The organism is Thiohalocapsa sp. (assembly GCF_022340605.1).
Taxonomy (GTDB): domain Bacteria; phylum Pseudomonadota; class Gammaproteobacteria; order Chromatiales; family Chromatiaceae; genus Thiohalocapsa.
Genome location: NZ_JAJDNQ010000071.1, coordinates 23,065 through 38,610, shown reverse-complemented (window position 1 = coordinate 38,610; position 15,546 = coordinate 23,065). Strand labels below are relative to the sequence as shown.

Here is a 15,546-nt window from a genome sequence, read left to right as displayed (position 1 = left end):
GAGACCGTGAAAGTATTGCTCGCAACGCGGGAAACGAGCGGACCTACATCGAATACTTTCCCAGCCTCTCCGCGCGCCCACCCTAGGCGCGTTCACCTTGTCTTGGCATCGTCACTTGCCCCGCGTCGGAGCACAGGCTTTGCATCTTCTCTCACAGCCATTTGTTGCGTTTGAAGAGATAGAGCATGACCGCCGCGATGCCGATCATCAACGCCCAAATGGCCGGATAGCCGTAGGCCCAGCGCAGCTCCGGCATGGCCCACCAGCTTTCCGTGTTATTGCCGAAGTTCATGCCGTAGACCCCGGCAATGAAGGTCAGCGGAATGAACAGGGTGGCGATGATGGTCAGCAAGCGCATGGATTCATTGAGCCGGTTGCTGAGGCTCGACAGATAGACCTCCAACAGCCCTGCAACCATTTCGCGATAGGCTTCCACCAGGTCCAGGATCTGCACCGTATGGTCGTAGCAGTCACGCAGGAACAGGGTGGTCTCGGGCTCGATGCAGTCACAGTCGCCGCGGAAGAGGTCATTCAAAACATCCCGCTGCGGCCAGCACATGCGTCGCAGCAACAGCAATTCGCGGCGCAATTGATAAACCTTGGTCAGGATGTCCTGGCGGGGTTGTTCCAGAACCTCGTCCTCGAGCGCCTCGATGCGCTCTCCGTAGCTTTCGAGCAGGGGAAAGGCGTGATCGACGACGACATCGAGCAGCGCGTAGAGCAGATAGTCGCTGCCGTGCTTGCGCAGGCGCCCGATGCGCTTGCGCAACCGCTGGCGGATGGGCTCGAAGGGCTCCTGCGCCTGGCCATAGAAGCTCACGAGCAGCCCTCTGGCGAGAAAGAAACTCACCTGCTCGACACGCAGGGCGTCGGATTCGTCCAGGGTTGGCAGGTGCATGACCACGAAGACGTGCTCATCGTATTCCTCCAGCTTGGCCTGCTGTCCTTTGTTGAGAATATCTTCCAGGGCCAGGGAATGCAGGTTCAGCAGGCGGCCCAGTTCGCGCAGGACGTCAGGCGGCGCATTGCCTTGAACATCGATCCATGTCGTGGATTCGGCCCCCAGGAACGGCGCGCACTCGGCCGGCGCGCCGAGCACCTTTTCTTCGTAGTGCGTCGGTGTGTAATCGATGAGGCGGATCTGCGGGGGCACCTCCGAGGCGACGACGGCAAGGGTGCCCGGTGCTGTTCCGGGTGGGTGATAGCGCTTGCGGAAGGCTCTCATCGTGCGGCTCCTTCAATGGCAGCGCTGGATTCACCGTTGCACGCCAATCGATCCGGCATAGTGGTGTGGAGCGCGCGGGGCTGCATCGCACCGCCACGGGGAGCTTGTACGCCGGACTGGCGGAAGTCCGGTGCCCGGCGCGTCTTTTCGGGGAGCGGCGGTCATCCGGGGCCGGACTCGCCCCGCGCGAACAGCAGCGCTCGCACCCGCTCGGGACCGACCGCGTGCACCAGTTCGGAAATCAGGGTGTAGAGAAACAGACCGGCAATGATCCACAGGGCGATGACCGCGAAGAACGGCCAGGCCACCTCGTCGCCCATCGCCTTCGCCCCAGCCCACACGCCGCCGTGCCGGATTGCCAGCGGAATGAGTTCCTCCACGACCCGGAAGGCGAGCACGACGGCGCTGTACAGGAGTGTCTTCCACAGCACTTGAAGCGCCAGGCTGCCGGGCAACCGCCGGGTCAGTGGCAGGGCCTCTGCCACCAGGATTGCCTTGGCGACGATGAGCGCTGCCAACGTGGCCCCGGCCGTCCGCAGGGCGGTGAATTGGTAGTCGGCCAGGGACACCGCCTTGGTCAGCGCGATCAAGTGGAACAGCACCAGGAAGAAGATGACAGCGGGGAGGGCCTTGCGGACCTCCCGGGCGACGATGGTGGAGAGCTTGGCCATTTGAATCCGGTCACGCGCGACGATTCCGTGACGCCTCAGCTCCGCCGTTCCATGGGCAGGTAATCGGTGCCGGTGTTGCCCACGTAGACCTGCCGCGGGCGGGCGATGCGGCTGCCCTCGGAGCGCTGCTCCCACCAGTGTGCAATCCAGCCCGGCAAACGGCCGATGGCAAAGATGACGGTGAACATGTTGGTCGGGATGCCAATGGCGCGCAGGATGACGCCGCTGTAGAAGTCCACGTTCGGGTACAGCTTGCGCTCCACGAAGTAAGGATCACTGAGCGCGATCTCCTCCAGCCGCCGGGCGACATCGAGCAGCGGGTCTTTGACGCCCAGCTTGGCCAGAAGCTCTTCTGCCACCTCGCCGAGCAGCTTGGCGCGGGGGTCGAAGTTCTTGTATACGCGATGGCCAAAGCCCATCAGCCGCACCTTGCTGTCCTTGTCCTTGGCCAGCCGGACGTACTCCTCCACGGTGAGTTGGCCGCCGTGGATGCGCTCGAGCATGTCGAGCACTTCCACGTTGGCGCCCCCGTGCAGCGGCCCCCACAAGGCGCAGACGCCGGCGGCGCACGACGCGAACAGGTTGGCGCCGCTGGAGCCCACCATGCGCACGGTGGAGGTGGAGCAGTTCTGCTCGTGATCGGCGTGCAGGATCAGCACCAGGTTCAGCGCCCGGACGATGCTCTCGTCGCAGTCGTACTCCACGTAGGGCTGCGCGAACATCATGTGCAGGAAGTTGGGCACGTAGCGCAGGCGGGGGTCCGGGTAGATGTAGGGTTGCCCCCTGGAGTGGCGATAGGCGTAAGCGGCGATGGTGCGGATCTTGCTGATCAGGCGCGCGGCGGCCATGCGGAAGCGCTCCGCGTCCTCCAGCTCGATGAGTTCCGGATGGAAGCACGAGAGGGCGTTGATCATGGCCGAGAGGATGGCCATGGGCGGCGCCGCGCGCGGGAATCCCTCGAAGTGGTGCTTCATGCCCTCGTCCAGGTTGGCATGACGGGTCAGGTCGGCGGCGAAGGCGGCATATTCTTCCGCCGTCGGCAGCGCCCCGAAAATCAGCAGCCAGGCCACCTCCACGAAGTTGGGCTCGGCGGCGAACTGCTCGATGGGGATGCCCCGGTAGTGCAGGACACCCCGCTCGCCGTCGATGAAAGTGATGGCACTCTCGCAGCTGCCGGTGTTGGCATAACCCGGGTCGAGGGTGATATGGCCGGTGCGCTGGCGCAGGTCGCGGATGTCGATGGCGCGCTCGCCCTCGCTGCCCTCGACAACGGGAAACTCGTACTGGGCGTCGCCCAGGCTCAGATGGGCTCGATCGGTCATGGGGTGCGCGGCTCCGCGGTGTGACATCCGCCGAGATTAGTCCTATCCGCGCGGCAGCGGAATCGGGATCTCTCACGTGTGGAGCGATCCGCCGTTCTCATGAGTCCGTTCGCCGCCGTGGGAGCGCCGTCGTCGGCGCGACGGGCGTCCAATCGCGGCGGGGACGCCGCTCCTACGGGGCGAGTGCTTCGCTGCCGAAATTCCGAGACCGGGCTCCCTCGTGGTTGTGGTCGTGGTCGAATATCCGGACGGTTGAGATCACGATTACGACAAGGACAACGACCTGAGACGGTCTGGGACTTGTGCACTGGTGCACTAGGACGCTGGATGGAGTGATGATCATGGCCACAGTAGCGTCGCAGTGACGGCGGCTTTGCTCCCTGCCACCGTGGCCCTCATTCTGTCGTTCGTGTTGCTGCTCGCGCGGCTCACGCGCGACGTCTGAGCGAAGCGCACTCCCCGCGGCCGCCTGCCCCGCGCGGGACACGTCGACGAGTCGGCGTGTCCCGCCGGGGAAATGCCGATTGATTGGCTATCCAGGCCAATCGTCTGTGTCTCACTACTCCGCGAGACAGGCCTCCCAGCCACCGCTCTCGAAGGTCGACTTGTCACACCAGGCGGTGACCGGATAATAGTCGCCCATGATTTCCTGGACGTAAGGCCCCGCCTGGGTGACCTCGGCCCGTGGCGGCAGATCGGGCAAGGTGAATTTGATGGTGGCCTCTGGATGTATGCACGCATCCTCGTAGCACCCCACGACGACCTTTTGGATCGCATAGGCAAAGGGGATGTCGGCATATTCAGACTCGTCGACCACGGGGATCATATGTCGGTAGAAGATCAGCTTGGGGTACTGCTCGTCGCCCCAAGGCAGCCAGTTGACATCGGCTGGCAGCCAGTCGGGCCGAACCAGATCGTCCGACATGACGATCGTATAGTAGCCGTCCGTGGTGACCACACTCTGATCGGTCAAGCAGCGTACGGTCGAGATTGGCAACGCAAAGTCATTGTTGCACACCGACCAGTAGCGCATGTCGGCATCTTCGGAGCCGGGTGCCGGGTAGGGCGGCCCCGCGTATGCACTGGAGAACGTTGCCGCCTTGGCGTGAATGACGATAAGGCGGCCCGGCTGATACGGACCCGGAATCATGATGATGTACTTGTTGTCCGGATTCGGCATCAGGACGATCGGCGGCTTGTCCGGCGGCGCAAACCAGAGCCGGTCTCCGGCCGGTTCGTCGTAGTCCCGCGGCTGATTGAGTTCAAAGCCCGGCGGGAAGAGCACCTGGAGAAAGCTGTTTACATCCGTCAGCTTATTGACCGATCTGACTGGATACCAATCGCCCTCCGGGGGCGCCGGGAGGGGGCACGGCTCCAGAACTTCCGGTTGGCCGCCGTCAGCGCCATACAGTGTGACGGTGGGCAGCGGCACCCCGCCCGTCAGGGCTTGACCGCCCAATGCCGGATCCGGAGATGGCACGTACATCCTCAAGGCGACCCAGGCATAGTTCGAGCTGACATTGATGGTATTCGCCGCGGTCGTGCCCTCGCGGGTAATGTAGACAGTGAAGGAATCATTGCCTGAGGCATCGGCTGGTGGCGTGTCCGAGCTCGGCTCGTCTGGTGCAATGATTGTGTCATAAAGATGCACCGCCGCGGTGTCGGACGGACGCGCGGTCGCATCACCATCGTAAGCGACGAACGAGAAATATCGGGCATTCGGATAAGCGCCCGCGATTTCCATCGTCTGGTAAGCGGTATCGAAAGGCATGAGCCAATACCGCGCTCGATCATCCGGCGCCAGGAAGTTACCGGAGCCCTCGGGCGAGAGCTCGACTGGCCATGCGCACTTGGTGAACTCGGGGGAAGCCTGAGCCCAAGCCACATCGGTATTGATCAGGGACGCCGCGGCAATGATGCCGGCGGAAACGTAGACATGCAACGCTCTCATTCTCAACCTCACTCTCCAGTTGCAGACGCCGCAGGAGGCAGGCAATCAGAGATACAAGCCGCAAGACAAGCGATCCGGGTGTAGAGTCAGATCGCGGTGTGGTTGTGGCGTGACTGACAATCATCGCTTCCGCGCTGGGCACGGAGGCGTGTAACGTCTCTTTAACCCTAGCCTGAGGGGGTAAAGGCGACAAGGCGGTTGAGGTGGGGTCCTTTTGATAGGAAGCACCCTGAATGAGATGACGACAGACGCCTTCGCGCCGACCCGGGCGCGGCTTATGGAATCGCCGGCCTCGATCAACTGCGTCGAGTGCCGTCGCCCCGTGGGAGCGGCGTCCTCGCCGCGACGGTCCGTGGCTCTGTGGGAGCGGCGTCCTCGCCGCGACCGGGCGCCCGCGTGGGCGGCCGATCTTATGAGCCGTGCCTGCTTGGCCTACGCCGCCGGGAATCTGGCGAGTGCGGCGGCGGCCTTCACCACCACGCTGCCGGTCGCAACGCCGAGATCGTCGGCGACGACGCCGCATTTGGCCTGGAGCAGGAAGCAGATGGGCGCGGAGACGGCGCTCAGGGTTTCGTAGTTCGCCTGTCCCTTGGCGATGATCAGCGCGGCGCCATCGAAGCGCCGGCGGAACGCCGGCGAGCACAGCATCAGCGGCGCCCCCATGGCGTCGGAGCCGGTGTCGATGACCTCGGCAACGGTGTGCAGCCCGGCGGCCTCGGCCTCGGTGCGCGTGGCATCGTTGAGCACGGGGCCCGCCTTGACCGCGTAGGCCACCGGCACGCCGAGGGTGTCGATCAGCACCCGATCGAACACCGTCTCACCGGCGTTGTCGGCCAGGTAGAGCACCGCGTCCACTGCCGAGATGGCGTGGCGCAGCGCGGGCATGCCGCCGCCGGCGAGCGGTGCGGTCAGCACTCGCTCCAGGGTCTCGACAAGGTCGAAGTGCTCGGCGGCGCCGTAGTCGATGATGTTGCCGGCGATGGCGATGCGCACGGCCGTTTCCAGTGGGTCCGCGGCCCCTTGGACCCTGGCCTTGAGCTCCGGGTACAGCGTCAGCGCCTGGGCCGTCGCTGCGCGCTTGCTCTCCAGATAGGGATCCGGGTGGCGGGTGCGCTCTCGCACCAGCCGATGGATGCGCTCACCCAGCTCCGGCGGCGTCGCCGCGGCTGCCAGCGCCTGAAGCTGCGCCATGGTCTCCTCCAGGATCTCTCGCTGTTGGGCGGGCGGCGCACCGGCGCGACGGGCCGCGCTCAATGCCTGGCGCATGAAGCAGGGCCAGCAGTCCAGATAGATCTTCATCGTAGCTACCTTTGTGCGCGGAGCCGCCAACCTGGCACCGTGAACCCGGGCTTGGGGCGGCGGTAGGAGCGTAGGTCGGGTTAGCGCAGCGTAACCCGACGCTGGGCGACGGTTCGCCGTTGATGGTCTGGTTACACGATCGCCAAACCGACCTACAGCGAATACTTGCCCGGTATCGACACGAAATCCGCGTTTTGGGCTTGATGGCCGGGCGCGGCGATGGTGGACTGCGCTGCGCTTGCCCGCCCCTCCCCGAGGCGGCCCGGCGCGCGAATCGATGCTGTTGCGCCCGCGTTTCTCAGGCGCGGCGCAACGCCGGTTGTCGCCGCGAGCCCATGATCCGCGGTCACGGACGGGCAGGCATTGATCATCTACGCCGGGCACCATCGCGGTGGTCGTCGCCGGTCCGGGCGGGCCGGCCGAGCGAGCCCGTGTCCGGGCTGTGCTACCGTCAACCCCATTCGTCCTATCTCGCTTTCTGGCTTATGCGCATCTTCACGACGTTACTCACCATCGACTGCCCGCGGGATCTCCGCGTCGATCCCAACGGCCAACACCCGGCATTCACCATCAGCTTCACCGCGGACGGCGAGATCCCCTTTCCGCAGGTGATCTTGCGCGCCGCGGGCCAGGAAACGCTCCTGAACGGTGCCTCGGTCGAGGCCCGGCAAGCCGACAGCGGCGACTGGGCGTATGTGGTTGAGGTGCCGCCAGGCGCCGTCGCCGGCGAGCGCATCGACGTCCAGGTGGAAGGCTGCCGCCGCGCCGACATCGACCACGCCGGGGGCGGGGAGTGGATCAAGGACTTCCGCGAGATTCGCCTGGTCGGGCAGGGCCAGGGTGCCAGCGACGGGGGCGCAGACGCCCCGGCGCGGGCTCCCGCGACCATACAGCCCGCGGTCTCGGGCGGTGCCCCCGGTGGTGCAGCGGTCAAGCTGTACTTCGGCATCCACAAGCACATGCACCAGCCGTACTACAACACCGCCGACCGCGACGCCTGGGACGGCGAAAAGGACCAGATTTTCGGCTCTCGGGGCGGCAACTACACGGACTTCATCCCCGCTGCGGTGCAACGGTACATGGACGGCGGGCTCCCCCACGCCGGTCTGTCCACGAGCTGGAGCGGCTCGCTCATCGAGCAGCTCGACCGCTGCGCCGACGAGGGTCGCTGCGGCGGACGCTTCGCCGATTGGAACCATGCCCTGCGGCGCATGGCCGGCGCCTCCACCGCACTCGGCAACCCGCGCATCAGCTTCGCGGGGCTCGGCTACTTCCATCCGCTGATGCCGTTGATCCCGCATCGGGACATCGTGCGGCAGATCGCCTGGCATCGCGGCGCCATCGAGCGCGCCTTCGGCGTCGCGGCATCACGCGTGTTGTTCCCGCCGGAGACGGCCTTTCACGTGCGCATGATCCCGGCGCTGGTGGAGGCCGGCGTCGAGGCGGTGATCTACGATTCCATCCATCGCTTCCGCGCCTGTCGCGACTACCCCTACGCCGGCATCGAGGAGGGCATGCTGCCGCCGAATCCCGCCGAGCAGGTCAATCCACCGGTGGACGACTGGCTGCAACTGCATAACATCTGGGCGGCGTCGAAGGTCTCGCCGTCGCTGCTTAGACCTGAGTACGTCGGCTACGAGGATCCGGACGGCCGGCTGCACAAGCTCATCGCCATCCCGGCCGAGCGCTACATCGGCAACGAGGACGCCCGCGGCGGCTTCGGCGCACTGCAATACCCCGATGTGCTGGGGCAGCTCTACCAGCGCATCGTCGACAGCGGCAGCTTCGACCCGGCGCATCCGCCCTTCTTCCTGCTCCATTCCGACGGCGACAACCACGGTGGTGGTGCCGACAGCTACTACCACCACAACACCGGCCGCCTGGTGGAATGGCTAAAAGAGGATCAGCGCTTCGAGCTGACCACCGCCGAGGACTATCTGGAGCGCTTTCCGCCCGATCCCGCGCGGGTCATTCACATCGAGCCCGGCGCCTGGGCCGGCGCCGACAACGGCGATCCGCAGTTCATGAAGTGGTTCAGCCGCTATGAGCAGCCCTACTCGCCGGACCTGAATTCCTGGGCCGTGCTCACTGCCTTTCAGAACCTGGTGCACACCCTGGAGGACTGCGAGCCCGGCGACTCGCGCCTCCCCGAGGCGATCCGGCTCCTGCTCACGGCGGAGACGAGCTGCTATTGGTACTGGACCGGGCAAACGCTCTGGGACGAGCAGGTTACCAACGCCGCCAACGCCGGCGCCGACCTCGTCAAGCCCGCCATCAACGCGCTGCGCTCCGCCCGCCGCGATCAAACCGGCCCGACCATCTTCCCGCCCTGGGTCACGCCAGAGAACCCCGGCGGCAAGCGTTGGGGCCAGGGCTGCCTGCTGGACGCGCCGCGACAGGGCACCGTGCATGCCTTTGTCGCTGACTGCTCCGGCCTGACGCGCGTCGACCTGATCCTGCGCACGGCCAGCGGCGAGCAACGGCTGCCCATGCGCAACCATGGCCCCTATCCCACACAGACCGGGGCGAAGCTCACGGCGGACTACTTCACCGCCGAACTGCCGGTCGGCGCTGGCGATGTGCGCTACTACCTCGAGGCCGAGGACCAGTGTGGCAACGTGTCCAGGGGCGCGCTGGAGCGGATCTTTCTGGCGTGAAGAGGTGGAGCCAGTCGTCGCACGCTTTCGATAGCATTGACCATTAGCGCACTTTGACCCCCGTCTCCCGAAGCGGCAGAGTCCCGGCCACGAGCCGACCTGTATAGGCCAGGCCCGCAGCGGAAACATTCCGCGATAAGCGGGCAGCATCTCCCTCCCTGGGCCTCTTGTTGCCTCGCTATAGGCCGTCTCCTGGCCTGTTTGCCATGGGTCTGACCTGGGGGAGACAAGGGGCCATGCGCCAGACAAATCCGGCGGTTCCGGCAGCTGGAGACGGACATACTGTCGTTGATCGGATGCGTCGAGGGGACGCTTCCGAGGCTGTCCGCAACACAAGCGTTGAGGAGGTCCACATGTCTTGTTCACGGTACGCGGTTGTTCTCGGTCTGATCGTCTTGATTTCGGTCGGACCTGCCGCTTTGGCATTCGACGACACGTCCCTCTCGGGATGTTATGTGACGTCCGAGTCTGGTCAGATGTTGGGGCCAAAGGTGAGCGTCGGTGATAACGGGGCATTGATCGCTGATTCAAAGGATCTGGTGTTGCACGGTATCGCCTTCGTGGGTCGGGTGTGTTTTGATGGCCAAGGCAACGTCACGGAATTGAACGTGACTCAAAACATCGCAGGTCTATGTCCGGCAACGCAAACGGGCTCGGGCACCTACAGCATCGATCCGATTACCGGAATTGGTACCGCAGAGGCCACCACGACGATCGCGCCGGGAGTGGCCTCAGTGCCTGGGTGTGGGCTGCTCGGCATCCAGGAAGGGCAGTCGGCAACCTTCCAATTCACCTTCGTGGTGGGCGGGGGTACCTGTATCAAGTCCATGACCTTGAGCGCCACGACGGACGCGGGACCAATCCCAATTGTCACCTCCGGTGAAGCCTGCGTGCAGACGTCACCCGAATAGCGAGCCCCGCGATTCGCGTCCCTTCCCTTATAGGCAGCCGACGAAGATCGGCCGTGACTACCGAGGCGTGAACGGATGTCACGCCTCAGGTCCCAAATGGCCCCCGGGGTCGCCGACAATCCGCTGGCGGTCGTCCATGGTTCTGAGACTCACTTTCGGATTCTAGTCTTCGGCCTGATCCACCCGCGGGAGACCGCAGTCGCATAAGGGCGCCCGCGCTATACGCGATGCAACAGGACCAGATCATCGACATGGGCCGTGCTGTCGATCGCAGGTCAACAGCCGCGTTTGTGGGGCAGTGAAACCGATAGATTCCGTTGGGGCAGAATCTTTTTCGCTCGACGAGTTGGCGCAGGCCGCACGGCCAACGCTGTTCGACGCGGCCGCCCGCCCTGAGCTGCTCGTGGCCCTGATCTACGCAAATCTGATGTCGCCGCTGCTCTGGGATCTGCTGGAGAAGATCAGAGGCCGGGCGCGCGCAGCGATGGACACGCGGGGTTTAGGGATCAAACAGCCGCCTTGATGAGCGAGATCCACAACTATGTGGACCGCAAGTTCTAGGATGATCGGGCCTCGCGCGCCGTGAGGCACCCCGAAGCAGGTACGTGCAGACCGCCGCTGTGCCGAGAATGCCGATTCGGAGCCTAGGGGAGATGGTCGGAATGTTCTCCGGGTAGTGCCGCCGACACGCGTTCACCATTTCTCAACGGGCGGCGGCGCGTACGTATTGTTCGCGACATCGCTGTTGGGCACCACGCCATAAACACGCAACATCAGATTGAAGGCCCGATCGGAGACCGGGAGCCAGTTTGCCTCCGGCACGCCGTCTGGTTGTGTCTGGGAGATGTAGATGGAGATCGATCCATCGGGGCTTTCCTCCAGTCCCGGTGTATAGCTGGCCACCAGGTACTTGTCGATGGGGTTCGGGATCAGCTCGATGGCGTTTGGGGTATAGGCGGTGAGAGACCAGAAGCGGGACGCCTCGGGGATCGCGTCCGGCGGAAACGTCAGTGTGTAGTACGCGTCCGGGTCGCTCCCTTCCAACGGTGCGCCGTTGCCGTCCAGGAAGGTGTGGTAATAGGCCGCCGTTTCGATGCCGTTACCAAACTGGATAAACTCGGTGGTTGACGCCCGGTCGAGAACATTATCGCCCCAGTCGCCGATGTTCGTGAAGTGGATCCAGTTATTGGCGTCGCGATTCCCAAGGTAATTGCGCAGCAGCGCATCGTGCGCTGCCCCGGCGCCGTCCGCGAACAGGGCTTCTTCTTCTGGCGAGAGGCTCGACCCGTCTCCAAACATGGCGTCGAAGTCGTCGGACAGTTTTTGCTCTTGCTGCGTCAGTGGTGGTGTCGAGGCGCTGGCAATCGCCTGCTGCGTCTGGCTGAGGAAGGTGATTGGATCTCTGCGGACGAGGGTGTCGGCGATGGTCTTGACCGGAAAGGCAAACTCCGCGACCGGAAGAATGCTCGTCGGGCTACCGTTCACTTCCAGCGCGGCGCGGAACGCGGCCGCTTCCGCCGTCTGGTCGATGTCGTCGCTGAATCGGTCCGCCCGGAAGATCAGCACCATGAAGGCGAGTGGGAGCCTCACCGTCGTCGTCCCGGTGAGCACCGGCCCCGAGTAGTCCGGGGCGACCAGGGAATAGACGGTGGTAGGGGTCGCCACACCCGCGGCCTTTGAGGGGACGCCGGACTCGTAAACGTTGCCGAACGGATCGAGCAGGAGAACCGAGTAGCCCGCGTCGGTTTCCGGAACGGTCAGGGTGACCGGCCCCGATGTGACGTCGATGGGCGAGCTGGCGTACAAGGTGTCGTCGTTGATGGCGACAACGCCCTGGTAGAGTGGCGAGATCTTGTCGGGTCCTATCAATTGATTGTGCGGCGCGACCTTGAACTGCGTGTGGGTGAACCAAAGGGGATAGAATGTCTCGACGTAATTCTTGGTCGTGAAGAAGATGCCGTCCTCGCCGGGAGGACGCTCCGCGTCAAGGTTGCCAAGGCGCTCCTCTGCGCCTGCGGCGTACGCCGGAACGAATAGGGCGACGACGGCTGCCAGGGCAAACGAGGCAGCCAGTTGGAGCAGGCGAGGCGCACTTGCCGCGAGTCCTCCCTGCGTGAACAGGGTCGGAGCGAACGTACCGCGGGAGATAGGATCAAGGATTTCCGGATGGCTGACTTGCATGCGAAGCCTCATTTTTGTTTGTTGAGCGGAGTAAATCAGCGGTCCGTCGCCCAAACCCGGCTCCTACCTCAAATACCCGAACATTGGCTCATCGGGGACGAAGCCAGACGACGAGCCGGCATCGCCGCAGATGCTGCCGACGCTCTGCTTGAGCCCTGCGCGCCTCGGCGCCGCTAGTCCTGAGCGAGCCCCGCAGGATTCCATCGTCAGCCCCTTTTGGGTCCAGATGAAGATCAACCGCTGCTTTCCGCGCCACCGTGGAGTTTGCAAGACCTATGCGTTATCTACGACCCGACAATAAATGAGATGCCGAAGCAGCATCTCTGGCCGTCTGGTCCCCCGACTCATTTGCACACGTTCAGCGTGGCGTCGCCATCGCTCGTCTGCTCTTTTATTTGCATTGAATGCCTCCGCGTGTCTATTGAGAGTGTCCGCTTGCATCCTGTCGGCGGGGCCATTCAGGGCGTGCCTAAGTCTTGGCCGTCGTCCTCGCCCAACTCATCAGGTGCCCGCGCCTACGCGTCCTGGAACGCATCTCTTCGCTCTCTCTTGTCGTGCAACCGTCGGATCTCTCTATGTTTATTAGTCGCTCCCACCGCGCTGGCAAGAGTGCCGGCGTGGGTGCTCGACTCGGAGCTGTACGCGGCTGGTCGCCAAGCGGCAGGTCCATGTCGTCCCCGCGATACCCGGCGTGGCGTCGACGAGCCTGTTTCCTACTATAGCACTCGGCTTTTTGTGCTGCAAAGTATAGTCGAGACCCTCGCAAACGTCGTTGCTTACGAGTCTCAACCACCGTCCGGATTCGGTACCAAGCTCGGCTCGTCCACGCGCCAACTACACCGCAATGCCCTGATTCTGCGCCCAGCAGACCCCACCCGCGTCGCCCGCTGGGAGTCCCGACTCACCAAGCAAATTCGGGCGGGCAACAGCGGGCTTCAAAAAAAGCTGACGTTTTCAGTTGCCTACGGAAATCAATCGCGAATAAGGATCGTGAATGATCGGGACTTCCGTTGCATACGCGTTGCACGGACTTTCACTTAAGCAATCCACCACATAAATTCCCGCCATCGGCTTGGGGTCTCCGCCGTACATCGTTACGGGTTAACCGGCTGGCAGACGATGTGGCGAATTCCGAATCAGTTCTTCCGGCTCCAGAACGACCCCTCCTACGGGACGCAGACGATCGCTTTCACCGCGTGACCGGATGAAAGCCTGGATAACGCCAGCTCGATGGCTTTTGCGCGAGGTCGAAAGACCAGCTCCGGGCGACCTGAAACAATATGGTGCAGTCGCCACGGTCGGACCTCCCGCGAGCATGGCAGCAGCTGTCGACGTGCCCGCTCAGCCCTCCAACGCATGCAACCGCACGGCTTGTCCATGAGGTGTTCTGCGATAGGCATCCTCCCACTGCCGTTTGCGCTTGGCGAGCAGGTCTGGCGGCAAGTGCCCGCTCTTGTCCATCAGTTGCTCCAAGGCGGCGACGACATGGTTGTAGTAGGTCGTGCCGTTCGCCGGATCGCGCGCGGCACGGGCCTTCCCGATCTCGGTGATCGCGTCGGTGGGGCTGGCCAGCAGGCGCGCTTTGAAGGCCGGGTCCGTCCAGGCACGTGCCACCACCCGTGCGCCGTTTTTTGGCCCGACCTCCTCGCTGAAGACTTCGATCCAGCGGTCGACCGTTGCGCTGTTCAGTAGCCCCTTCTCGACCAGCAGGCTCTCCAGCGCCTTAACCCGCAATGCTGGATCCGGGGGCAGGTGCGCGTGCAATTGGTGCTGGATCTCTACGACCGGTCTTGGTGTCTCGCGGCACGTTCATCTCGCAGGGGCTGGCGATAGTCGACCAAATCACCCGCGCTGCCGCCCCGCGTCGCGGGGTCCTTCGGATCCACGCCAACGAGTACATTCTATCGGCCGCAGCGCCGTCAGCACGATTGCCCCAGTGCAATCGATAGCGTTAGATGTTCTGATGTTTGCGAGCCTCAGCATCGGCTCCCTAAGCCGAAACTCAGCCGCCCGCCAAGCCAAAGAAGCAGTTTACTCTTGCCTGGCTATATCGACCGAGATTTCCACCGCCGGAGTCGTACCTCTGTTCTCAAGCCAGTGTGTGGTGTTTCTATCCTCGGGCCAGCCCACTCCTGGTCCATAGTCGCTGGCGACGCCATTGCGATGGTCAGTGATCGTCCCTTGCAGTATGTAGACGATACCGGGTCTATCTTTATGGTCATGGATCGGGCCGAAGACACCTCCAGGCTCGATGGTCACCATACGCATTCGAAGCTGGCGACCTGCCATGCCATCGATCTCAGGGCCAATGTCAACGGTCGCAAGTAACTTCACCGTAACGCCCTTCGTCTCAGGTGCGGTTTGTACGTTGCTCATGGTGCTTGGCTCTATGTACTTATCAGGGGCTAAGGCTGCGGGTCAGCCCCGGTGCGATTGCATCGTCCGCCGTAGCAGTTTTTTAGGTGAGCACTAATGGTCCAGGAAGGTTTGGATCCAGGCGGCCGACCATCTGCGGTCGTCGGCATGATCTTAGGCAGTCACAACTTGAAGGAACCAAAATCGTCAATCCGGTGGAGACATCCCGTGCTCAGTTTCGATTTGCTTGCCTCGTTCGCGTCGGCGGCTCGCCATGGGAGCCTCGCGAAGGCCGCGCGGGAGCTAGGCCTAACGCCCTCCGCCGTGGCGAAGAACATCGCGCGTCTCGAGTTGCACGCGGGTGTGCGCCTGTTCTACCGCACCACCCGGCACGTCACCTTGTCACCCGACGGCGCGCGCGTATGCCCGCTGTCAGCGCATCCTCGATGACGTCGAGCAGCTCGATGCGGAGATGACGCATGCGCGTACCGGGCTGTGTGGCACGCTGCATATCGACATGCCCGTCGTCTATGGCCGTCAAGTCGTCTTGCCGGTGCTGGTGCGGCTCAGCGATGGTGAGGCGCTCGTGCAGGCGGCGATGGACGGGTTGGGGCTCGTTCAAGTTCCAAGCTACATCGCTGCGCCAGCGGTAGAGCGTGGGCGCCTCGTGGAGATCCTTAAGGGGTAGCGGCCAGAGCCACAGCCGGTTTCCTTGGTGTATCCCGGCAATCGGCAGGTGCCACCGCGGGTGATGGCCCTCGCCGAAGCCCTACTCGAGCGGCGTCGCGGACTCGCCGGGCAAGGTCTAGGCCCGGGGTTGGCTGCTGCAACCTGAAGACAAGCGGATATTGTTCGTCGGCGCACTGTGGGGTGGCTGTCCGCGGACAACGGTTGCCGGACATCGAGTCATAGTCCCCGCTTGAGAAGACCACTGCCGGTGGCGGAACAGGTCTTCCTCGACATCGGGGTGTGCA

At 63.8% G+C, this 15,546-nt stretch carries 14 protein-coding genes; 5 read left to right on the top strand and 9 right to left on the bottom strand.

Annotation, left to right across the window (positions count from 1 at the left end):
* Window positions 1–151: 151 nt before the first annotated feature.
* The 6 genes from corA to LJE69_RS09160 all read right to left on the bottom strand — a co-directional run bounded on the left by corA (window position 152) and on the right by LJE69_RS09160 (window position 6,839).
* Window positions 152–1,225 (bottom strand): magnesium/cobalt transporter CorA, encoded by a 1,074-nt coding sequence (gene corA, locus LJE69_RS09185; protein WP_296924139.1) that lies wholly within the window; start codon window positions 1,223–1,225, stop codon window positions 152–154.
* Between the two features lie 161 nt (window positions 1,226–1,386).
* Entirely contained in the window at window positions 1,387–1,896 is a 510-nt protein-coding gene (locus LJE69_RS09180; protein WP_296924137.1) for a hypothetical protein, read from the bottom strand.
* Between the two features lie 35 nt (window positions 1,897–1,931).
* The gene (locus tag LJE69_RS09175; RefSeq protein ID WP_296924135.1) at window positions 1,932–3,218 is read right to left on the bottom strand and encodes a citrate synthase; all 1,287 of its coding nucleotides are present in this window, start codon (window positions 3,216–3,218) and stop codon (window positions 1,932–1,934) included.
* 559 nt (window positions 3,219–3,777) lie between these two features.
* Entirely contained in the window at window positions 3,778–5,160 is a 1,383-nt protein-coding gene (locus LJE69_RS09170) for a hypothetical protein (RefSeq protein WP_296924133.1), read from the bottom strand.
* A 441-nt stretch (window positions 5,161–5,601) separates the two neighbouring features.
* Complete coding sequence (locus tag LJE69_RS09165; protein ID WP_296924131.1) at window positions 5,602–6,468, bottom strand: ARMT1-like domain-containing protein; 867 nt, start codon at window positions 6,466–6,468, stop codon at window positions 5,602–5,604.
* Between the two features lie 152 nt (window positions 6,469–6,620).
* A complete protein-coding gene (locus LJE69_RS09160) occupies window positions 6,621–6,839 on the bottom strand; it encodes a hypothetical protein (RefSeq protein WP_296924130.1) in 219 nt (72 codons plus the stop codon).
* 114 nt (window positions 6,840–6,953) lie between these two features.
* Here LJE69_RS09160 and LJE69_RS09155 point away from each other — a divergent pair, with 114 nt between their 5' ends.
* The 3 genes from LJE69_RS09155 (at window position 6,954) to LJE69_RS09145 (ending at window position 10,559) form a co-directional block, all read left to right on the top strand.
* Window positions 6,954–9,125, top strand: coding sequence for a glycosyl hydrolase family 57 (locus LJE69_RS09155; protein ID WP_296924129.1), 2,172 nt, complete (start codon window positions 6,954–6,956; stop codon window positions 9,123–9,125).
* Window positions 9,126–9,478: 353 nt separating this feature from the next.
* The gene (locus LJE69_RS09150) at window positions 9,479–10,036 is read left to right on the top strand and encodes a hypothetical protein (RefSeq protein ID WP_296924127.1); all 558 of its coding nucleotides are present in this window, start codon (window positions 9,479–9,481) and stop codon (window positions 10,034–10,036) included.
* Between the two features lie 298 nt (window positions 10,037–10,334).
* Window positions 10,335–10,559 carry a hypothetical protein gene (locus tag LJE69_RS09145; RefSeq protein ID WP_296924126.1) on the top strand — a complete coding sequence of 75 codons (225 nt, stop codon included), beginning with the start codon at window positions 10,335–10,337 and terminating at the stop codon, window positions 10,557–10,559.
* A gap of 170 nt (window positions 10,560–10,729) precedes the next feature.
* On the opposite strand, the gene LJE69_RS09140 is transcribed toward LJE69_RS09145, so the two are convergent.
* The 3 genes from LJE69_RS09140 to LJE69_RS09130 all read right to left on the bottom strand — a co-directional run bounded on the left by LJE69_RS09140 (window position 10,730) and on the right by LJE69_RS09130 (window position 14,593).
* Complete coding sequence (locus LJE69_RS09140; protein WP_296924124.1) at window positions 10,730–12,217, bottom strand: DUF1214 domain-containing protein; 1,488 nt, start codon at window positions 12,215–12,217, stop codon at window positions 10,730–10,732.
* A gap of 1,341 nt (window positions 12,218–13,558) precedes the next feature.
* Window positions 13,559–13,981, bottom strand: a complete 423-nt coding sequence (locus LJE69_RS09135; RefSeq protein ID WP_296924122.1) for a nitrile hydratase subunit alpha — start codon at window positions 13,979–13,981, stop codon at window positions 13,559–13,561.
* A 267-nt stretch (window positions 13,982–14,248) separates the two neighbouring features.
* On the bottom strand, window positions 14,249–14,593 hold the full coding sequence (locus tag LJE69_RS09130; RefSeq protein ID WP_296924120.1) for a cupin domain-containing protein: 345 nt from the start codon (window positions 14,591–14,593) through the stop codon (window positions 14,249–14,251).
* A gap of 207 nt (window positions 14,594–14,800) precedes the next feature.
* On the opposite strand from LJE69_RS09130, the gene LJE69_RS09125 reads away from it, so the two are divergent.
* On the top strand, window positions 14,801–15,022 hold the full coding sequence (locus LJE69_RS09125; protein WP_296924118.1) for a LysR family transcriptional regulator: 222 nt from the start codon (window positions 14,801–14,803) through the stop codon (window positions 15,020–15,022).
* 22 nt (window positions 15,023–15,044) lie between these two features.
* Window positions 15,045–15,260 carry a hypothetical protein gene (locus LJE69_RS09120; protein WP_296924116.1) on the top strand — a complete coding sequence of 72 codons (216 nt, stop codon included), beginning with the start codon at window positions 15,045–15,047 and terminating at the stop codon, window positions 15,258–15,260.
* Window positions 15,261–15,546: the final 286 nt, after the last annotated feature.